This window comes from Ekhidna sp. ABH4_415, from assembly GCF_056161305.1.
The window spans coordinates 333,086-352,453 of sequence record NZ_JBSWYW010000002.1 but is presented as its reverse complement, the minus strand read 5'-3'; the positions used below and the strand labels follow the sequence as shown (position 1 = coordinate 352,453).

Annotated in this window: 21 protein-coding genes; 10 read left to right on the top strand and 11 right to left on the bottom strand. The window is 40.8% G+C overall.

What is annotated here, in order from left to right:
- Nucleotide 1: 1 nt before the first annotated feature.
- Nucleotides 2-1,690 (bottom strand): AMP-binding protein, encoded by a 1,689-nt coding sequence (locus ACXAH9_RS04655; protein ID WP_474893696.1) that lies wholly within the window; start codon nt 1,688-1,690, stop codon nt 2-4.
- A 407-nt stretch (nt 1,691-2,097) separates the two neighbouring features.
- Between ACXAH9_RS04655 and ACXAH9_RS04650 the strand changes: the two genes are divergently transcribed.
- From ACXAH9_RS04650 to ACXAH9_RS04615, 8 genes are all read left to right on the top strand, one after another.
- The gene (locus ACXAH9_RS04650) at nt 2,098-2,559 is read left to right on the top strand and encodes an Lrp/AsnC ligand binding domain-containing protein (protein ID WP_349562593.1); all 462 of its coding nucleotides are present in this window, start codon (nt 2,098-2,100) and stop codon (nt 2,557-2,559) included.
- A 156-nt stretch (nt 2,560-2,715) separates the two neighbouring features.
- Nucleotides 2,716-4,161: a Fe-S cluster assembly protein SufB gene (gene sufB, locus ACXAH9_RS04645; protein ID WP_350205839.1), complete on the top strand. Its 1,446-nt coding sequence runs from the start codon at nt 2,716-2,718 to the stop codon at nt 4,159-4,161.
- 41 nt (nt 4,162-4,202) lie between these two features.
- Nucleotides 4,203-4,958 (top strand): Fe-S cluster assembly ATPase SufC, encoded by a 756-nt coding sequence (gene sufC / locus ACXAH9_RS04640; RefSeq protein ID WP_474893695.1) that lies wholly within the window; start codon nt 4,203-4,205, stop codon nt 4,956-4,958.
- 2 nt (nt 4,959-4,960) lie between these two features.
- A complete protein-coding gene (sufD, locus tag ACXAH9_RS04635) occupies nt 4,961-6,139 on the top strand; it encodes a Fe-S cluster assembly protein SufD (RefSeq protein WP_474893694.1) in 1,179 nt (392 codons plus the stop codon).
- A complete protein-coding gene (locus tag ACXAH9_RS04630) occupies nt 6,140-7,375 on the top strand; it encodes an aminotransferase class V-fold PLP-dependent enzyme (protein WP_474893693.1) in 1,236 nt (411 codons plus the stop codon).
- A complete protein-coding gene (locus ACXAH9_RS04625) occupies nt 7,375-7,806 on the top strand; it encodes a SufE family protein (protein ID WP_474893692.1) in 432 nt (143 codons plus the stop codon). The genes ACXAH9_RS04630 and ACXAH9_RS04625 overlap by 1 nt, the downstream gene beginning before the upstream one ends.
- On the top strand, nt 7,803-8,135 hold the full coding sequence (locus ACXAH9_RS04620) for a DUF59 domain-containing protein (RefSeq protein WP_349562599.1): 333 nt from the start codon (nt 7,803-7,805) through the stop codon (nt 8,133-8,135). The genes ACXAH9_RS04625 and ACXAH9_RS04620 overlap by 4 nt, the downstream gene beginning before the upstream one ends.
- A gap of 34 nt (nt 8,136-8,169) precedes the next feature.
- Nucleotides 8,170-8,586 (top strand): BrxA/BrxB family bacilliredoxin, encoded by a 417-nt coding sequence (locus ACXAH9_RS04615; protein WP_474893691.1) that lies wholly within the window; start codon nt 8,170-8,172, stop codon nt 8,584-8,586.
- Between the two features lie 76 nt (nt 8,587-8,662).
- Here the strand turns inward: ACXAH9_RS04615 and ACXAH9_RS04610 are convergent, their stop codons facing one another.
- Nucleotides 8,663-10,099: a thrombospondin type 3 repeat-containing protein gene (locus tag ACXAH9_RS04610; RefSeq protein ID WP_474893690.1), complete on the bottom strand. Its 1,437-nt coding sequence runs from the start codon at nt 10,097-10,099 to the stop codon at nt 8,663-8,665.
- 166 nt (nt 10,100-10,265) lie between these two features.
- Between ACXAH9_RS04610 and ACXAH9_RS04605 the strand changes: the two genes are divergently transcribed.
- Nucleotides 10,266-10,502 carry a DUF1059 domain-containing protein gene (locus ACXAH9_RS04605; protein WP_474893689.1) on the top strand — a complete coding sequence of 79 codons (237 nt, stop codon included), beginning with the start codon at nt 10,266-10,268 and terminating at the stop codon, nt 10,500-10,502.
- Entirely contained in the window at nt 10,495-11,121 is a 627-nt protein-coding gene (locus ACXAH9_RS04600) for a hypothetical protein (protein ID WP_474893688.1), read from the top strand. The genes ACXAH9_RS04605 and ACXAH9_RS04600 overlap by 8 nt, the downstream gene beginning before the upstream one ends.
- Before the next feature lie 227 nt (nt 11,122-11,348).
- Here the strand turns inward: ACXAH9_RS04600 and ACXAH9_RS04595 are convergent, their stop codons facing one another.
- The 9 genes from ACXAH9_RS04595 to fabD form a co-directional block, all read right to left on the bottom strand.
- Nucleotides 11,349-11,897, bottom strand: coding sequence for a porin family protein (locus ACXAH9_RS04595; protein ID WP_474893687.1), 549 nt, complete (start codon nt 11,895-11,897; stop codon nt 11,349-11,351).
- 106 nt (nt 11,898-12,003) lie between these two features.
- On the bottom strand, nt 12,004-12,615 hold the full coding sequence (nqrE, locus tag ACXAH9_RS04590) for an NADH:ubiquinone reductase (Na(+)-transporting) subunit E (protein WP_350205847.1): 612 nt from the start codon (nt 12,613-12,615) through the stop codon (nt 12,004-12,006).
- 18 nt (nt 12,616-12,633) lie between these two features.
- A complete protein-coding gene (locus ACXAH9_RS04585; RefSeq protein WP_474893686.1) occupies nt 12,634-13,347 on the bottom strand; it encodes an NADH:ubiquinone reductase (Na(+)-transporting) subunit D in 714 nt (237 codons plus the stop codon).
- Nucleotides 13,344-14,093, bottom strand: coding sequence for an NADH:ubiquinone reductase (Na(+)-transporting) subunit C (nqrC, locus tag ACXAH9_RS04580; RefSeq protein ID WP_474893685.1), 750 nt, complete (start codon nt 14,091-14,093; stop codon nt 13,344-13,346). The genes ACXAH9_RS04585 and nqrC overlap by 4 nt, the downstream gene beginning before the upstream one ends.
- A complete protein-coding gene (locus ACXAH9_RS04575; RefSeq protein WP_474893684.1) occupies nt 14,080-15,270 on the bottom strand; it encodes an NADH:ubiquinone reductase (Na(+)-transporting) subunit B in 1,191 nt (396 codons plus the stop codon). The genes nqrC and ACXAH9_RS04575 overlap by 14 nt, the downstream gene beginning before the upstream one ends.
- Before the next feature lie 6 nt (nt 15,271-15,276).
- Nucleotides 15,277-16,635: a Na(+)-translocating NADH-quinone reductase subunit A gene (locus tag ACXAH9_RS04570; protein WP_474893683.1), complete on the bottom strand. Its 1,359-nt coding sequence runs from the start codon at nt 16,633-16,635 to the stop codon at nt 15,277-15,279.
- Between the two features lie 140 nt (nt 16,636-16,775).
- Nucleotides 16,776-17,666, bottom strand: a complete 891-nt coding sequence (locus ACXAH9_RS04565; protein WP_474893682.1) for a 4-hydroxy-3-methylbut-2-enyl diphosphate reductase — start codon at nt 17,664-17,666, stop codon at nt 16,776-16,778.
- The gene (cmk, locus tag ACXAH9_RS04560) at nt 17,656-18,321 is read right to left on the bottom strand and encodes a (d)CMP kinase (protein WP_474893681.1); all 666 of its coding nucleotides are present in this window, start codon (nt 18,319-18,321) and stop codon (nt 17,656-17,658) included. The genes ACXAH9_RS04565 and cmk overlap by 11 nt, the downstream gene beginning before the upstream one ends.
- A 148-nt stretch (nt 18,322-18,469) precedes the next feature.
- Complete coding sequence (fabD, locus tag ACXAH9_RS04555; protein ID WP_474893680.1) at nt 18,470-19,348, bottom strand: ACP S-malonyltransferase; 879 nt, start codon at nt 19,346-19,348, stop codon at nt 18,470-18,472.
- Nucleotides 19,349-19,368: the final 20 nt, after the last annotated feature.

The window sequence follows — 19,368 nt, the reverse complement described above, 5'->3', positions numbered from 1 at the left end:
CTTAATCGTATGAATTTGTTTTTAGATCGTTTTCCTTAAGTATTCTTCTTAAAATTTTTCCAACATTTGATTTTGGTAGCTCATCTATAAATGCAACATACTTAGGTCTTTTGTACCCCGTTAGATGCTCTTCGCAGTGAGCCCTAACTTCATCTTCAGTCAGACTTTCATCAGCTTTAACTATATAAACCTTGACTGCCTCGGTTGACTTTTTATCCGGAACACCAATAGCTCCCACTTCCAGAACCTTATCATGAAGCGCAATACAATCTTCGATTTCGTTTGGGTACACATTAAAACCGGAAACCAAAATCATTTCTTTCTTCCTATCAACAATCTTGAAGAATCCTTGTTCATTCATGACAGCAATATCTCCGGTTTTAAACCAATCTTCATGAAAACAGTTCTTTGTTTCTTCTGGTCTGTTCCAATACCCCTGAAATACCTGCGGACCCCTTGCACATAGTTCTCCGCGCTCACCTGTTTTTACTTCTTTCCCATCATCATCTAAAATAACCACCTCTGTGCTCGGAATCGGCATCCCTATGAATCCGGTTTCGGCATCCTTTCGAAGCGGATTGGCAGTAAGCACTGGTGACGTCTCTGTCAGCCCATATCCTTCTGAAACCGGGGTGCCAGTCACCTCAGACCATTTATCAGCCACATACTTCTGCAAGGCCATCCCCCCGGCAAAGGAAAATTTCACTTTTGAAAAATCTAAATCCTTAAACTTTGGTTGATTCAGGAGTCCATTGAAAAGGGTATTAACTCCTGTGAGAATAGACCACTGATGTCTTGCCAGGTCCTTCAGGAATGCTTTCATATCGCGAGGATTGGTCACAAGTACATTTCTTGCTCCTATCCTAACTGTCATTAATGCATTACATGTCAATGCGAAAATGTGGTACATTGGTAATGCGGTAATGAATATTTCTTTTCGTTCTTCCAGTCCGCCATGAAGCATCCACTCACAAACCTGCTCAATATTGGCAATTACATTGCGATGTGTCAGCATGGCCCCTTTAGATACACCTGTGGTGCCTCCAGTATACTGAAGAAAAGCGAGCTCTGAACTTTCCAATGCTACTTTCGTAGCTGGTTTTTCATTTCCTAGCTTCAAAGCGTCTTTGAATTTCACAGACTCGGGAAGGTTGTATGAAGGCACCATCTTTTTGATGCTTTTCACCACAAAGTTGACGATACTCCCTTTCAGTCCCCCTATCAGATCACCAATCTTTGTTACTAAAACTGTCTCAATCTGTGTTTCCTTCAGAATCTCTTCCAGATTGCTGGCAAAATTTTCAACTATCACAATAGCTTTCGCTCCTGAATCATTAAACTGATGGAGCATCTCACTCGGGGTATAGAGTGGATTAGTGTTTACCACGACCATTCCAGCCTTTAAAACTCCGTAAAGTGCTACAGGATACTGTAGAAGATTTGGCATCTGGATAGCTACACGATCACCTTGTTTTAGGTTCGTATGATTTTGCAGATAGGAGGCAAACTGATCTACGGCCTGACCTAATTCAGAAAAGGTCATTTCCTTACCCATATTTTCAAATGCTACCAGATCTTTATATTGCTCTATCCGTTCATCGACCATTTCAGATAATGATCTATACGTATCGGGGTTAATCTCTTTACGTACTCCATCAGGATAACTGGCATGCCAGGCGTGATTTTTCATATTTTGGGCTGGGTTATTTTTTAAAGCTGATAAAGATAAGGTATGCACTTTACTGAAAAAGAATAGACCAAAAAAAAAAGGCCTTGGCACCCCTACCAAGACCTCAAAATAAACAACATTAACCCAAAGCTGTAGAGGGAGGATTCGAACCTCCACGGAGCAGTTAGTCCCGTGCGTTCTCTCCCGATTCTTGTCCGCGAGAGAACATACAGGGATTTATCCCTTATCTCCACCCCCGAGAGAGGAGGGCATGTCTGCCAGTTTCACCACTCTACAGTGTGCTTGATGATTCAAATTTAACAGAATCATAGTTTTATTAAAATAATTTCAATAATTTAGAATAATATTTACATATAATTCAATTTATAACGTTTTAAATAGTAAATTATTAAATATAACAGCAAGATATGAGTAAAAATTATGAAATTGATAATGTGGATCTGAAGATATTGAATATCCTATCGGAGGATGCCAAAATGCCGTACACGGAAGTAGCAAAAAAAGTCTTTGTTTCTGGCGGTACCGTACACGTGCGTATGAAGAAACTCGAAGAAATGGGCATAGTGAAAGGTACAACCTTAAAAATTGATTATGGGAAACTTGGATATGACATCACATGTTTTCTCGGTATTTATCTGGAAAAAAGCTCAATGTATGATGAGGTGGTGGCCAAACTAAAAGAGATCAGTGAGATAGCTACAATCAGATATACTACAGGTAACTACAATATTTTCTGTAAAATCTATTGCAAAGACACGCAACATTTACGAGATGTCTTACACGATAAAATCCAGAAAGTAGATGGGATTGAAAGCACAGAGACCTTCATCTCGCTAGAAGAAAGTGTGAATAAGCACCTAACCTTTTAAACCCCTTCTCAAGGGATAAGACATAGATATTTAAAAAATTAATAGTGAAATAAGGAATTCTTATACTTATCCTGAACCTTCTAATAACTTCATTGTTCTTATTTAGAATTACTATAAATAAGGTGTACCTTTGCACTTTGAATTGAAGGCGACTAAATGAGTACTGACGAACAAATATTAGAAGAATTCACCTCCAAAGAATATGAGCATGGCTGGTCGGTAGATTTCGAGGCTGACGAGGCTCCTTTGGGGATCAATGAAGATATTATTCATTTCATTTCTGCTAAAAAAGAGGAGCCGAAATGGTTGCTTGAGTGGAGGCTGAAAGCTTTCCGCCAATGGCAGAAAATGACAGAGCCAAATTGGGCCAACGTCAAGTACCCAAAAATAGATTATCAATCCATTCGATACTATTCTGCCCCCAAGCAGGATAAGAAACCAAAAAGTCTGGATGAAGTAGATCCTGAGCTTTTGAAAACCTTTGAAAGATTGGGGATTTCACTCCAAGAGCAAAAAAGACTTACAGGTGTAGCTGTAGATGCTGTGATCGATTCGGTTTCAGTAGCTACCACTTTTAAGGAAAAGCTATCTGAATTGGGCGTTATCTTCTGTTCATTCAGTGAGGCTGTTCATGAGCATCCGGAATTAGTAAAAAAGTATTTAGGGTCGGTTGTTCCTGCTAATGACAACTACTTTGCTGCACTCAATTCTGCGGTTTTCTCTGATGGGTCTTTCTGCTACATTCCTAAAGGAGTCAGATGCCCTATGGAGCTATCTACCTATTTCCGTATCAACGCGGCAAATACAGGACAGTTCGAAAGAACCCTGATCGTGGCAGAAGATGATAGCTATGTCAGCTACCTGGAAGGTTGTACGGCTCCAATGCGAGACGAAAATCAACTTCACGCAGCGGTGGTGGAAATATATGCTGCAAAAAATGCAGAAGTAAAATATTCAACGGTACAAAACTGGTACCCAGGCGATAAAAATGGAAAAGGTGGTATCTACAACTTTGTTACCAAGCGAGGGATCTGCGCAGGAGACCATGCTAAAATCTCCTGGACACAGGTAGAAACCGGATCTGCAGTTACATGGAAGTATCCATCATGTATTCTTAAAGGAGACAACTCGGTTGGTGAATTTTACTCAGTAGCAGTTACTAACAATCACCAACAGGCTGATACCGGAACGAAAATGATTCATTTGGGTAAAAACACCCGATCGCGAATCGTTTCCAAAGGAATTTCTGCTGGAAAATCGCAAAACAGCTACAGAGGTCAGGTGGAGATCATGAAGCGTGCAGAAAATGCCAGAAACTTCTCACAGTGTGACTCACTCCTGATGGGAGATAAATGTGGTGCTCACACCTTCCCATACATAGACATTAAAAACAAATCGGCTCAGGTAGAGCACGAAGCTACCACCTCTAAGATTGGAGAAGACCAAATCTTTTACTGTCAGCAACGAGGAATAGACGAAGAAACAGCGGTTGCACTGATTGTAAATGGATTTGCAAAAGAGGTGATGAACAAACTCCCGATGGAGTTTGCAGTGGAAGCTCAAAAGCTATTGGCCCTTACTCTAGAAGGAAGCGTAGGGTAAGAATTAAGAAATTTTTAGATAACAAAGACCGAACTGAAATAATGATTTCAATTAAGAATCTACACGCCTCAATTGAGGACAAAGAGATACTAAAAGGCATAAACCTGGATGTAAAGGCAGGCGAAGTACATGCGATCATGGGACCGAATGGTTCCGGTAAGAGTACATTAGCTTCAGTGCTTGCAGGACGAGAGGACTATGAAGTAACTGATGGCTCTATTACATATGAAAATGAAGATTTGCTTGAGCTAGGTCCGGAAGAACGCGCTCAAAAAGGAATTTTCCTGGCATTCCAATATCCAGTAGAAATCCCCGGAGTATCAACTACCAATTTCCTTAAGACTGCCATCAATCAGGTGAGAGAAGCTCGTGGCGAAAAAGCGCTTGATGCTGTTCACTTTCTCAAGCTCATGAAAGAGAAGATGAAGCTGGTTGATATGGATCAGGCATTATTGAGCCGATCACTGAACGAAGGATTCTCCGGAGGAGAGAAAAAAAGAAATGAAATTTTCCAGATGGCGATGCTTGAGCCTAAGCTTTCAATTCTGGATGAAACAGATTCTGGCCTTGATATTGATGCTTTAAGAATTGTCGCTGATGGCGTCAACAAACTGAAAAGCGATAAAACTGCGACGATCGTGGTAACACACTATCAGCGATTGCTGGATTATATCGTACCTGATTTTGTACATGTGCTTTACAATGGCCAGATTGTTAAGTCTGGTGATAAGAGCCTGGCTTTAGAATTGGAGGAAAAAGGATACGACTGGATCAAAGAAGAAGTAGCTGCCGTATGATTATGAGTGCACCTGCCATATTAGAAAATATCGAAAGTACTTTTAAGGGTAATGAAGTGCAAAAAAAAGCACTTGATATGCTGAATGAAGTGGGGCTTCCTCATCGTAAATCAGAAGCATACAAGTTTACTCCTGTCACTTCGCTCCTTGAAAAAAACATTGATTTTAAAACCAAAGGTGAGAATACCGTCGACTCTTCCCTTTTGTATAAAGAGGAAGGAAGCCACTTAGTGTTTATCAATGGAGAGCTTGCTAAAGAGCATTCGTCTATTTCTGATAGTCTAAAACTAGAGGTTGCAGAAATTTCCGAAGGAAAGCATGACCCATTCAGTTTACTTAACGCTGCTTATGCTAAAGAAGAGTTGAGAATTGAGTCCGGTTATGAAGAACCAGTCTTTATTTACCACTTCAATTCAAACGGATTTACAAATCCAAGAATCAAGGTCAATGTAAAAGACGGTCACACATTCCGTGTAGTAGAAAAACTGATCACTCCGGTAGATGCTAAAACATTTACGAACTCATATGTCGAGTTTACTGTGGGGAAAAATGCTTTTGGATACCACACAAAAGTTCAGAACTACAATGACCATACATACAGTCATGAAACAGTGTTTGCGCATGTGGATAAGGATGGGCAGTTTTACAATAACACTTTCTCATTTGAGGGAGCAATGGTTAGAAATAATCTAACCATTAATCTGAACGCTGAACACTGTGAGGGACACATGTATGGACTTTTTCTATTGGATAAAAAGTCGCATGTGGACAACAACACATCCGTTGATCACCTGAAACCAAACTCATTTAGCAATGAGCTTTACAAAGGAATACTTGATGAGAAATCAACAGGTGTATTTAACGGTAAAATCTATGTGAGACAGGATGCGCAGAAAACCAATGCATTCCAATCAAACAACAACATTCTTCTTTCTGAGGATGCTACTCTTCACACCAAGCCCCAATTGGAAATTTGGGCAGATGATGTAAAATGCTCTCACGGATGTACCTCGGGTCAGCTGGATGAGGATGCCATTTTTTATCTGAGGACAAGAGGCATCAATGAGAAAAATGCAAAGGCGATGATTCTGAATGCGTTTGCTGCTGAGACCATGGAGCATGTAAAAGTTTCATCCGTAAAAGAGGAGATTCAAGGATTGATTGATCAAAAACTAGTATAAATGCCAACGGTAACTTCCAGTATTGATATCCAAAAAATCAGGAGCCTGTTCCCGGTTCTTGAGCAGGAGGTAAATGGAAAACCGTTGATTTACTTCGACAATGCGGCTTCTTCTCAAACAGTAAAGTCAGTGGTTGATGCATTGACTCATTTTTATGAGAAGGACCATGCGAATATTCACCGTGGGATTCATACCCTGGCAGAGCGGTCTACAAAAGCCTATGAGGAGACCCGTGAAAGAGTTAGTGAGTTCATTAATGCAGGAGAAGCTGATGAAATCATCTTTACCAAAGGCACTACTGAAAGCATAAATCTGGTCGCGCAATCATGGGGATCTAAATTTTTAAGCGAAGGAGATGAAATACTTATCTCTCAGTTGGAGCATCACTCCAATATTGTGCCATGGCAGCTAGCAGCAGAGCGATCAGGCGCGGTGATCAAAGTGATCCCAATCAATGATAAGGGTGAAATATTGCTAGACGAGTATAAAAAGCTGCTCAGCAGTAAAACTAAACTAGTAGCAGTCAATTATATCTCTAATTCGCTAGGAACAATTAATCCGGTTAAGGAGATCATAGAGGCAGCTCAGAATGTGGGAGCCATCATACTTATTGATGCAGCACAAGCTGCTCCTCATATTCAAATTGATGTTCAGGAACTCAACTGTGATTTTCTTGCCTTTTCCAGTCACAAAATGTATGGACCAACCGGTGTAGGCGTTTTGTATGGCAGAAGAGATTTATTGGAGGCTATGCCCCCCTACCAGGGTGGTGGTGAGATGATCAAAGATGTATCATTTAGAGGAACCACTTATAACGACATTCCTTACAAGTTTGAAGCTGGGACACCCAACATTGGAGATGTGATCGCTTTCAAATATGCGATGGATTTCATCGATGAACTTGGGCACGAAAACATTCAGGCCTACGAACACGAGCTACTTGAGTACGCAAATAATAGACTCGAAAGTATACCGGGATTTAAGGCAATAGGTACTGCTGACCAAAAGACCAGTGTAATCTCTTTCCTCATTGAAAATGTACACCAGTATGATCTTGGACAGCTTTTAGATGTTCGAGGAGTGGCCGTTCGCACAGGCCATCATTGTACACAGCCACTGATGGATCATTTAGGAATCGATGGAACTGTACGCGCCTCTTTTGCGGTTTACAACACCAAAGAAGAGATCGATGTGTTTTCTGAGGCATTGGAGAGCATTGTAAAAAAATTTAACTGATGGACCTAATCAAGCAAAGACAGGAGGAAATCATCGAAGAATTCTCCATGTTGGATGGCGACATGGAAATGACGCTTGATTACATCATGGAGTTGGGTGCCGAACTAGGTGCCTTTCCTGAAGAAGATCGTATTGAAGACAATATAGTGAAGGGTTGCCAGTCCAAAGTTTGGATGACTGCTGGTTTGGAAAACGATCGCATTCATTTTAAAGCTGATTCCAATACAGCTATTACGAAAGGTCTTGTCAGCTTGTTGGTACGTGTATTGAATCAATCGGCACCACAAGATGTTATGAATGCAGAAATCTACTTCCCAAAACAAATTGGGATGGATCGGTTCATTGGCACTCAAAGATCCAATGGATTTGCAGCGATGATAAAGCAAATGAAAATGTACGCGCTGGCATTAACAGCAAAACAAGAGTCATGAGCGAAACAAAAACAAATAACGATACCCTGGCACTGAAAGAGGATATCATCCGCGCAATCAAAAATGTGTATGACCCTGAAATTCCAGTGGACGTGTATGAGCTCGGATTGATCTATGAGATTAATATCCTGCCGGTAAATAATGTAGAGATCATAATGACACTGACCTCTCCCTCCTGCCCTGCAGCCGAGAGTTTACCTGGTGAGGTAGAGGCTAATGTGAAAGCAGTACCGGGCGTCAATGAAGTGAATTTAGAGCTTACATTCGATCCGCCTTATGCTACAGACATGATGTCTGAGGAGGCAAAGTTGGAGCTTGGCTTTATGTAATTGATTTTAAATAACTAAATAAATATAAACGAATATGTACCCACCGGAATTAGTAGCGCCGATGAAAGCACAGCTTACTGAAAATGGATTCCAAGAATTCACTTCAGCAAGCGAGGTTGAGGATCATTTAAAAAACCATAAAGGCACTTCCCTGATGGTAATCAACTCAGTGTGTGGATGTGCAGCTGGAACATGTAGACCAGGTGTTCTTCTTTCATTGGAAAAGTCTGAGAAAAAACCTGATAACCTTACTACGGTATTCGCAGGTTTTGATACAGAGGCGACACAAAAAGCAAGAGAGTTTACACTTCCGTTCCCTCCTTCTTCACCATCTATCGCATTGTTTAAAGATGGGGAGTTGGTGCACATGGTGGAGCGACACCACATTGAAGGACGATCAGCAGAGATGATTGCTGACCATCTGGAGCAGGTGTATGCAGAGTTCTGCTAAATATTAAGGCGTAGAACATTTAAAAAGCCTCATTTCAATATTGAAATGAGGCTTTTTTATTGATTCATCTTACTTACTAATTACCTGTGCCGAAGTAGGAGTTAAATAGAGCTTCTACCTCAGTGACAAAACTGTCATAGTAATTAGCAGCATCTTCTGAAGTTCCGTCTTTAAACTCAAGCAAAATGATCGTGTTTTGCATTTCATCTTCATCAAAGAGCACATCAGCTATCTTAATATCATCCATGTGTACTTCCAGATTTAGAAATGCATTTATCTGGGCAATAGTTGGATCTGTGATTTGTAGTATTTCAGCTAGTCCACCATCGGATTGCATAGTCATGTCATTCGTAGTTAGAGCAAAAGTCGCTTTAAGAAGATCTTGTTCAGTTAGATTTTGATAATCACTACTTGCTAATTCTACTTCGGCATGGACGCCTGTTGCGCAAATATCTGAATCATCCGCAAAATCTATATCAAGAACAAACGCTGTTGGTCCATTATTTTCTACCACCAATGACAATGAATATGGATTCACGTATACACCCAAGTCAATTGCTATCGGAATTTGAAAACTAGCATTACTTGCATATTCTATACTATTTAAATTAACACCTATCACATCCTGGCCATCAACCACAAGTGAAACATCAACAGATGTAGGAAGGTACAATGTACTCGCATCGATGGTTACCTCAGTATCTGAGTAATTTCCAATTGTAAGTGTTGCATTATTAGACGTGAGATCCGGACTAGTTGCAAATGCTAAAACAATAGTTGCATTCTGATCTGCAGTTCTGATCCATGAAGTATCAGCTGGATTGAAGGTGTAAGTACCCTCAAAAAGATTGATATCGAGCCGTGCCTCTTCGGTTGAAGGAAATACATTTGACAATCTGCTGGTTAGGGTATCAACCCATTCCATGTGAAGGGTGTCTCCATTGGAAATACCCATAAAGTCAGAGAGAACTGTCTCTATAGCCAGACCACTTTCGAAAGTCATAATGCAATCTAATGTTGCATCAATTGAGGCTTGTATATTTTCCTTATCCTGAGCAACAGTTGTAGGCACATCATCACAAACATCCCCTATCCCATCTTCATCAGAATCTAATTGATCAGGGTTTTCGGTTTCAGGGCAATTATCATCATCATCGGGCACTCCATCTCCATCTGAATCTTCCTCGCAGACATCTCCTATCCCATCTCCATCTTTATCTTCCTGATTCGGATTTTCTGCCAGTGGACAGTTATCTTCATCGTCAGGAACACCATCCCCGTCTGCATCTTCTTCACAAACATCACCTATCCCATCTCCATCACTATCAGATTGATTAGGGTTGCTTACAAGAGGACAGTTATCTTCCACATCTGCAATTCCATCACCATCAGTATCTGGAGGCGGTTCTTCATCTTTTGAACAAGACATGAAAATAATAAGCGTTAAAAAGGTGGTGATTAGAAATGCAGTTCGAAAAACTGCATGAACTGATTTAGTGAATTGAGATTTCATGGTTTTGACTTTTAGCGGTAGTAGCCTGATATTAAGCTATTTAGCATATAAAGTTCATAAAATATTTTAAATAATTGCATTAATGTAAGATTTTTTTGTGTTTAGGATTTGCGTTCTCTTGCTGAAATCAAGAATTGAATTACCTTAACAGAAACCCATGAGGCCTATGAAAACAATGACCTGCAAACAGTTGGGAGGAGCTTGTGATCTGGAATTCCATGCAGATACATTCGAAGAAATAAAAGAGCAAAGCAAACAACACGGAATGAAAATGTTCCAAAAAGGAGACCAGCCTCACCTGGATGCGATGCAAAAAATGAAACAGTTAATGACCTCAGCTTCCGATATGGAGGCTTGGGTTGAGAGTAAGCGAAAGGAGTTCGAGGCATTACCAAATGACTAGTAATCGACAATTTGAAATCTTAGCAGTAGTCTTCACTGCTTTGGGCAAATTTCTATTTTACGACATTCTTGATGAACGTTTGATTTTCATTTCGCTTATGTTTCTTTTTTGGGGCATCTACATCACCTATCGTGTTCGGCAATCTCCAGATGTACTGAAATCCTGGGGATTTAGAATGGATAACTTTCATACTGTTCTCAGAAAGGTTCTTCCCTTTGGAATCATGGCCATTTTCGTATGTTTTTTTATAGGCTTTAAGCAGGGCACCATCAATATGCACTGGCATCTCATTCCAATCCTTGTTCTCTATCCCATATTTGGTGTGCTCCAGCAATTCTTATTAATGGCTCTTGTAGCTGGTAATTTGCAAGACTTTAACCGATTCAGGCATCATACGATTATATTCCTATCTTCCGTTTTATTTGGGTTGCTGCACTATCCGCATTGGTGGCTGGTTGCAGGTACATTTTTCCTTGCGCTATTCTACTCATTTATCTACCTCAAAATACGCAACCTGTATGTGCTTGGAATATTCCATGGGTGGCTAGGTGGAATTTTCTATTACACGGTCGTTGATAAAGATCCTTTTTTAGAGGTTTTTAAGCCACTTCTTCAGTGATTAAACCATGAAGCAATAGGGGAAAATGAAAGTTGGTTTTTTATAACTAAAACCCAACCGTGAAGAAAAGAAAGCAAATATTGATTATTGCTTGTGGTATAGTTATAGCTGTCATGTTGATTCTATCAAACATGAAGACAACAAAATGGGAATCCAACCTAAATCCTGATGCACAAAAAAAGCCGAAGCAACATGCTCCGGCTCTCTTTGATAGTTTATTATAATTCTTATTTACCAAGCTTGAACAGGCTGTAGCCTATAGATAGCTGGAAAGTGCGGTTTTTGAAATCACCAGCCCCTTCGCTTACATTAGAAATACCTAATACATATCTAGCAGTAAACTGCAAGCCGAATGGAGCATCCCATCCTGCTCCAAGCGCAGCACTCAAATCACTATTTTTGTATGCATCCTTTACATCAGTAGATCCGCTTTCAGCTTTGGTAAGTATTCCAAACTGAGGGCCAGCTTGTAGGTTAAGCCCCAATGGAAGATAAAATTTAACCATAACAGGGACATTTACATAGCTAAGATCAACATCACCGAAATTAGTACTTGCACCCTGCTTAGAGAATAGCACTTCTGGCTGGATACCGATATTGGCTAGCTTAATAAGTCCGTATGCACCACCATGAAATGAGGTAATACCATCTGTGCTGATGTCTGTATCTGCATTGGCAAAGTTTGCGCCTGCTTTCAAGCCTAAACTAACAGATGCCTGGCTAAATGCTACAGCGGAAATAAGTACTAATGAAAGTGTTAATAAAGTCTTTTTCATAATTGTTTTTCGTTTTGTATAAGTAAAAGAATAGGTGGAACACACCTAAAGAATAGACATAAAAAAAGGGTGTTAGTACACCCTTTTTAAAGATTTTCTTTTTGATTTATATAGCCACTCCAATGAATGACTTAAATGCAAGACCCATCAGGCCGGTAATCAGCATGGTAATTCCAAGTCCTTTGAGTCCGTCTGGCACGTGTGAGTATTTCAATCGCTCCCTGATGGCTGCTAGTGCAATAATTGCCAGGAAGAAACCAGTTCCTGATCCAAATCCAAAAGCAGTTGCCTCCACTATCGTATAGTCTCTTTGAACCATGAAAAGGGAAGATCCCAAAATTGAGCAGTTTACCGCGATCAATGGAAGGAAAATACCTAATGATCCATAAAGCGAAGGAGAGAATTTTTCAATGATCATCTCTACCAATTGTACCATCGCCGCAATCACAGCAATGAAGATGATAAACTGCAAGAATGTGAGATCAATATTTGCAAAATCTGCTCCCAGCCAGGTGAGAGCTCCTTCTCTTAATACATTTTCCTGAATCAACCAGTTGATAGGCACAGTAATGGTCAATACGAAAATTACTGCCATTCCAAGACCAAAAGCGGTTTTCACTTTCTTAGACACAGCCAAAAATGAGCACATACCCAAAAAGTATGCAAAGACCATGTTGTCAATGAAAATTGCCTTTATCGCTATATTAATTGCTTCCATAATTTCTAATCTTTCAGCTTAGTGCTCTACGTAACCGTTTTTCGTTCTTTGTACCCAAATGATCACTCCAAGAATGATGAATGCTCCAATCGAATCAACCATCAATCCATTGGTTTGAAGGGTTGTCCCAAATAGGCTTCCTAGTGAACTATACACATCAAACTCCAGCGGTGTTCCTACAAACACAGTTCCTCCTCCCAGTAGCTCTCTAAAGAATGCTACTACCAGAATGATCCATGCATAGCCAAATCCACTTCCAAATCCATCGAGGATGGAATCATAAGGTTTATTAGCCATCGCGAATGCCTCAAGTCGTCCCATTACAATACAGTTTGTGATGATCAAACCAACGTAAGCACCAAGCACTTTGTACATATCATAGCTATAAGCTTTCAGCACTTCGCTAACAAGCGTTACCAACGTTGCAATAATCGCCAGCTGTACAATGATTCGAATCCTGTTAGGGATCATCTTCCTCATCAATGAGGTGATAAGGTTTGAGAACACAATCACGAAAATCACCGCGATGGACATGATCATTGTCGGTTTGAACTGTACCGTCACGGCCAGTGCCGAACAAATACCTAATACCTGTACGGTAATTGGGTTGTCCTCATTTAATGGGTCAGATACAATCCTTCGTCTCCTCTTCGAAAACAAAGGCTCTGCAGGCTCTTTGGTCTTTAGCTCTACAGCGGATTCTTCTGATACTTCTGCGATATCGGTACTCATAGACTAGCCGTTTTTTGAGATTTCTTCTTCTTAATGAATGCTGAATAGCACTCCAAATATTTTTCGAGCATGGCGTTTACACCTTTGGCGGTCATGGTTGCTCCGGAGAGCCCATCAACCTCGTGCTCACTAAGGCCGGAATTACCCTCGCCCTTCACCATGGTGATGCTTACAAGCTCACCCTGGTCATTATAAATTTCTTTTCCTACGAATCTGTTCTGTACAGTTTCCTCTGTGATTCTGGCTCCAAGACCAGGAGTCTCACTTTTATGATCAAAAGCAATTCCTTTTACTGTATTCAGATCCGGCCCGAATGCTACATAACTTGAGATCCAATCCCAAAGACCAGAGCCAAAAGTTGGAAAAATGTATGCGTCTGTTTCATCTCCATTTTCACTAAACATAAAGACAGGATACAATCGCTCTTGAGGATCAAGTTTATAGTTTTTCTGAATGTTTACCTTCTCAGCTACAACCGTATTTCCTTTTGAATCTTCTTTTACTTCGTTTCCATTGATATCCACAACAATAGACTCTACTTTTTCATCATAGATGCTAAGAATCTCATTTGGATCTTCAATAGAGGAAATGTCCATCACGGCACCAAGAATTTTCTTCTTAGTATCAAGCTCTACCTGCTTATCCTGCAGTGGCTTCAGCCCTACTGAGGTAAGGGAAAGTCCACCTCCTAATACCACGGTCAAACCTATGGCAAATAGAATTACATATAAATTAGACTGTCGCACGTTTTAATCTTCGTTTTTTGTTTGCTTCTACTACGTAAAAATCAATAAGCGGAGCGAACACATTCATAAACAGGATCGCTAACATGATGCCTTCCGGATATGCCGGGTTAATTACTCGAATCAATACGGTAATTACACCAATCAAAAATCCGTATATCCATTTGCCCACTTCTGTATGTGATGCACTTACAGGGTCTGTAGCCATGAAAACAGCACCGAAAGCTAAACCTCCTATTACCAGATGATAATAAGCTGGCATCTCCATAAAACTATTTCCTCCAGTCAGGTTGAACAAGCCTCCCATGGCCAATGTTCCAAGTACTACACTCAGCATGATCTTCCAGCTTCCTACGCCTGTCACAATAAGAATGATTGCTCCTAATAGACACATTAATGTTGATGTTTCGCCAATACTTCCTGGTATCACACCAAGGAACATATTCCAGAAATCAAACATGCCGGCATACCAGTGGTTTCCTGCCAATTCCAACATGTTAGTGCCATTTGCTGCCGCTTCTGCTCCATAGGCAAGAATCGTAGCACCGGAGAATCCATCTACTGGAGTTTTATCTCCAAAATAAGTCCATACATCACCAGAAATATCTGTGGGGTAAGCGAAGTACAAAAATACCCTGGCAGTCAAAGCGACATTGAGAATATTCATCCCTGTTCCTCCGAAAACTTCCTTTCCAATAACCACAGCAAATACTGTGGCTAAAGCCACTTGCCATAAAGGAATAGTTGCAGGCATAATTAATGGAATAAGCATTCCGGTAACCAGAAATCCTTCTTCAACTGGTCGTTGATAAATCACACAGAAGGTAAACTCTGTCAAAAGACCTACCCCGTATGAAACAGCAATGATTGGCACCACTTTAAGGATACCAATCCAAAATTTATCTAAAAGACTGGCCTCTACCCCCGTAGCAATGAAGTGCTGATGACCCACATTCCACATTCCAAATATGAGACATGGGATCATGGCGATGATTACTGTCATCATCACACGCTTCAAATCCGTCGCATCTTTTATTTGGGTTCCCTTTTTGCCTGTTATGATATCCGGAGCAAAAAAGATAGTTCTGTGGCCCTCATAGATAGGATAGAACTTTTCGAACTTCCCACCTTTTTCAAAAAGGGGCTTTAAATCGTCAAATTTTTTCTGCAAAAACTTCATTCCTGCTTATCCTTCTTTAATTAAATCAATTCCTTCTCTTAGAATCTCCTGAAGTGGATTCTTTGAAACATCTACAAACTCACACAAGGCAACATCTTCCTCAACCACTTCATAGATTCCAAGTGCCTCCATATCATCATAGTCTTCAGCCATGATAGCCTTGAACAGGTATGTTGGCAGGATATCCATAGGCATTACCTCCTCGAATGTACCTGTCACCACAAAGTTTCTCTCTTCCCCGTGGGTATTTGTATCTACTTCAAACTCTTTGTTTTTTCCGTTCAGGAATGTCAACATTCCAAATGCTTTGTGGAAGCTTAGCTTTTTTGTAGATGGCATAATCCACCCCAAAAACTCTTCTTGCTTCCCTTCCGGTATTACCGTGATTTGGTTGTGATAATATCCAAGATATCCTTCCGGTCCTACTCCTTCACCTGTAAGAACATTCCCGGATATAAATCGGTTGTCTGTCCCTTCTACAGCTAGTTTATTCAAGCACGCACCAGCGTACATTTTTGCATAGCCTCTCTCCTTCATTTGAGAGCCAGTCAATGCGACCAGCCTCGAGGTATCGTAGATTCCTTCTATAAATAATTTTCCAATCTGCGCTACGCCTACCGGATTCACAGTCCATACTACATCGCCTTTCGCGATCGGATCAATGTGATGAATTTGGACGCCTACGTTTCCTGCTGGGTGCGGACCGGTGATCGTATTTAGTTGCACATTTTTCACTTGTGAAAACAGCTGAGAAACCTCTGCTTTTCCGTCTACATTTAAGTGAACTGTACCTGCAGTGAATTTTTTAAGGATATCGATTCCAGCCTGGAAATATTGATCCTGTCCATTTAGCACATACGAATAATCAGGTGCTAGTGGACTGGAATCAAAAGCAGATATGAAAATTGCCTTTGGAGTATCTTCCGGATTAGCCACCACTCCATATGGCCTTTGGATGATGTTGGTCCACCCTCCGGATTTTTTCAACTGCTCGATGGCGTCTTCCTTTGAGATACCACCTATTTCAGATGCAGAGTAATTTTTGAATTTCTCAAATTCAATTTCTTTATCTGCAAGAATTTTTACTTCCAGCACCTTTCTTTTTTCCCCGCGTTTGATTTCCACTACCTCTCCACTAACCGGAGCTGTGTACAGAATATCCTCCACATTTCTTTCGAAGAAGAGCGGGGATCCGGCTTTTACATTATCACCTTCTTTTACCACTACTTTAGGACGGCTTAGTCCACTAAAATCAGTCGGTTTTAAAGCATAGGTATCCGGCTGTGGGGCATCTATTGTTTTGTTTTCGGCCTTTCCGGCCAGGTTTAGGTCAAAACCTTTTTTCAGCTTAATTGTCTGAGACATATTTCTTACTTGAGAGAACGTCTTAAAAAACGAGGCAAACTTAATCAATATCGGTTTTAACGCCCGTCAAAAATTCAATAAAAAAAGGGTTTACTTGTGTTCTTTGTAAAAACTGAATTTTATCCAATTGGTTTGATCTGTTAGGCAGTTGCGGGCTCATTAGCTTTTAGAAAATCGGCAACTTGTTCCATCAGCCATGTCGGGGTGGATGTTGCTCCGCAGATACCCACAGAATCTCCCGGTTCAATCCAGCTCAGGTCAATCTCTTTTTCGTTTTCCACAAAATAACTACGAGGGTTATTGGTCAGGCATACATTATAAAGAGCTTTGCCATTAGAACTCTTTCTCCCTGCCACAAAAATGATCACATTATGCTTTTGAGAGAACTTGACCATATGCGGCTCTCTGTTAGAAACCTGTCGGCAAATGCTGTCATTCGCATTAAAATCTTCCTCTACCGATAGTAGACCTTCTTTTTCAATACGTTTTTCGATTTCTTCTTTTATGGTATAAAAGCCTTTCGTGCTTTTGGTCGTTTGAGAATATAGCGTGATCGGTCGAGAGAAATCGATTTTTTCCAAATCGGCAGGTTCGGTAATAATGATGGCCTCATTGGATGTTTGACCAGTTAAACCTATCACCTCTGCATGACCGGGCTTACCATAGATCACTAGCTGTCCGTTTTTGTGTTTAACAAGGTCATATGCGTTCTTGACCCTGTTCTGAAGTTTCAATACAACAGGACATGAAGCATCTACCAACTCTATATTGTTGTCGATGGCAATCTGATAGGTCTCTGGTGGTTCGCCATGGGCTCGAATCAACACCTTGCAATTTTTGAGGTTTTTCAATTCATCTCTGGTGATGGTTCTCAACCCTTTATTGTAAAGTCGCTCCACCTCCATTGAATTATGAACAATATCACCAAGGCAGTAAAGCTCCTGCCCCTCTGCCATCTCATCTTCTGCCATCTGGATGGCAAACTCTACTCCAAAGCAGTATCCTGAATTTTCGTCTATTTCAACCTTCATATATTATCGATTCTGCCATTTCAACAATTTTATCGATCTGTTGATTCAAAGTTAAACGAGAAGTATCTATCTCTTTTGCATCATCAGCTTTCTTTAGTGGACTATCCGCTCGCGTACTATCTATCTCATCCCTCTTTTCCAGATTGGCTTTGATGGTCTCCAAATCCTCTTCTATGCCTTTTTTCACCAACTCCTTTCGTCTTCTCTCAGCTCGCACGTCCATTTCAGCAGTCATAAAGACCTTTAATTCTGCCTTTGGAAATACAATCGTACCAATATCACGCCCATCCATCACTACACCTTTTTCCTCTCCCATTCTTCGCTGCTGCTCCACCAGCTTCTTTCTTACTTCGGAGATTGCGCTTACCTGACTCACATTTTGATTGACCTCCATCGTCCGAATCTGATGGTCTACATTCTCACCATTTATGAAAATAGATGGACCATCAAAAGAGAGATTACAGTTCTCCAATGCAATATTGACCTGACTGTCATCAGAGAAGTCAATCCCTTCCTGCAGAAAGAAATAAGTTACAGCTCGATACATGGCTCCACTGTCTATATAGGTATAACTCAGGCGTGCAGCCACTTGTTTAGCTGTAGAACTTTTACCTGTACCGGAGTAGCCGTCTATGGCAATCACAATCTTTTTCATCAACAATCTTTAATCGGGCATGGTATTGGTTTGCCCTTCTTGATTTTCTTGTTGTTTTTCTTGTGCGAGGAGGAAGGGCCTTTCCTACACCCTTCCGCTCCAATCAGGATTGTCCCTAAAAATAGAATCAATATGGTTTTGCTAAATCTCATGAAATACCAGCAACCTCCATCGCTCGATCGACTTTCTTCACTAATCCTTGTAGCACTTTACCAGGGCCACATTCAGTGAAACTGGATGCACCATCAGCGATCATATTCTGTACTGATTGTGTCCACCTTACTGGCGATGTTAGTTGAAGAACAAGGTTTTTCTTTATATCGTCCACATTCGAATATCCTTTTGCATCTACATTCTGATACACAGGGCACTTCGGATCATTGAAGTTAGTATTTTGAATCGCATCGGCCAACTCTTCACGTGCCGGTTCCATCAATGGAGAATGAAATGCACCTCCTACTGGTAAAACCAACGCTCTTTTTGCCCCGGCTTCCTTCAGTTTTTCGCATGCTGCATTTACTGCAGCTACCTCTCCACTAATCACCAGCTGGCCGGGACAGTTGTAATTCGCTGCAACCACAATCCCATCGGTTTCTCCACACACCTTCTCTACTACTTCATCTTCAAGCCCTAATACAGCTGCCATGGTTGATTCTTGCATTTCGCATGCCTTTTGCATGGCCATTGCTCTTTTAGATACCAACGAAAGACCATCTTCAAAACTCAGGACTCCATTGGCCACCAAAGCTGAAAACTCGCCTAATGAATGGCCCGCTACCATATCAGGGTTAAAGTCCTCTGATGTAAGAGCTGCCACCACACTGTGAATAAATATGGCTGGCTGAGTTACCTTGGTCTGTTTTAGCTGTTCATCAGTGCCAGAAAACATGATACTCTTGATGTCAAAACCCAGAATATCGTTGGCTTGATCAATCAATTCTTTAGCGGATGAATGATTATCATAAAGTTCTTTGCCCATTCCTGAAAACTGGGCTCCCTGTCCGGGGAAAACGTATGCTTTGCTCATAGGTAAATGTTTGTTCACCG

Bases quoted from the DNA above. Each gene is read 5' to 3' on its own strand.
- ACXAH9_RS04655 (WP_474893696.1), bottom strand. From the start codon at position 1,690: ATGAAAAATCACGCCTGGCATGCCAGTTATCCTGATGGAGTACGTAAA.
- ACXAH9_RS04650 (WP_349562593.1), top strand. From the start codon at position 2,098: ATGAGTAAAAATTATGAAATTGATAATGTGGATCTGAAGATATTGAAT.
- sufB (WP_350205839.1), top strand. From the start codon at position 2,716: ATGAGTACTGACGAACAAATATTAGAAGAATTCACCTCCAAAGAATAT.
- sufC (WP_474893695.1), top strand. From the start codon at position 4,203: ATGATTTCAATTAAGAATCTACACGCCTCAATTGAGGACAAAGAGATA.
- sufD (WP_474893694.1), top strand. From the start codon at position 4,961: ATGAGTGCACCTGCCATATTAGAAAATATCGAAAGTACTTTTAAGGGT.
- ACXAH9_RS04630 (WP_474893693.1), top strand. From the start codon at position 6,140: ATGCCAACGGTAACTTCCAGTATTGATATCCAAAAAATCAGGAGCCTG.
- ACXAH9_RS04625 (WP_474893692.1), top strand. From the start codon at position 7,375: ATGGACCTAATCAAGCAAAGACAGGAGGAAATCATCGAAGAATTCTCC.
- ACXAH9_RS04620 (WP_349562599.1), top strand. From the start codon at position 7,803: ATGAGCGAAACAAAAACAAATAACGATACCCTGGCACTGAAAGAGGAT.
- ACXAH9_RS04615 (WP_474893691.1), top strand. From the start codon at position 8,170: ATGTACCCACCGGAATTAGTAGCGCCGATGAAAGCACAGCTTACTGAA.
- ACXAH9_RS04610 (WP_474893690.1), bottom strand. From the start codon at position 10,099: ATGAAATCTCAATTCACTAAATCAGTTCATGCAGTTTTTCGAACTGCA.
- ACXAH9_RS04605 (WP_474893689.1), top strand. From the start codon at position 10,266: ATGAAAACAATGACCTGCAAACAGTTGGGAGGAGCTTGTGATCTGGAA.
- ACXAH9_RS04600 (WP_474893688.1), top strand. From the start codon at position 10,495: ATGACTAGTAATCGACAATTTGAAATCTTAGCAGTAGTCTTCACTGCT.
- ACXAH9_RS04595 (WP_474893687.1), bottom strand. From the start codon at position 11,897: ATGAAAAAGACTTTATTAACACTTTCATTAGTACTTATTTCCGCTGTA.
- nqrE (WP_350205847.1), bottom strand. From the start codon at position 12,615: ATGGAAGCAATTAATATAGCGATAAAGGCAATTTTCATTGACAACATG.
- ACXAH9_RS04585 (WP_474893686.1), bottom strand. From the start codon at position 13,347: ATGAGTACCGATATCGCAGAAGTATCAGAAGAATCCGCTGTAGAGCTA.
- ACXAH9_RS04575 (WP_474893684.1), bottom strand. From the start codon at position 15,270: ATGAAGTTTTTGCAGAAAAAATTTGACGATTTAAAGCCCCTTTTTGAA.
- ACXAH9_RS04570 (WP_474893683.1), bottom strand. From the start codon at position 16,635: ATGTCTCAGACAATTAAGCTGAAAAAAGGTTTTGACCTAAACCTGGCC.
- ACXAH9_RS04565 (WP_474893682.1), bottom strand. From the start codon at position 17,666: ATGAAGGTTGAAATAGACGAAAATTCAGGATACTGCTTTGGAGTAGAG.
- cmk (WP_474893681.1), bottom strand. From the start codon at position 18,321: ATGAAAAAGATTGTGATTGCCATAGACGGCTACTCCGGTACAGGTAAA.
- fabD (WP_474893680.1), bottom strand. From the start codon at position 19,348: ATGAGCAAAGCATACGTTTTCCCCGGACAGGGAGCCCAGTTTTCAGGA.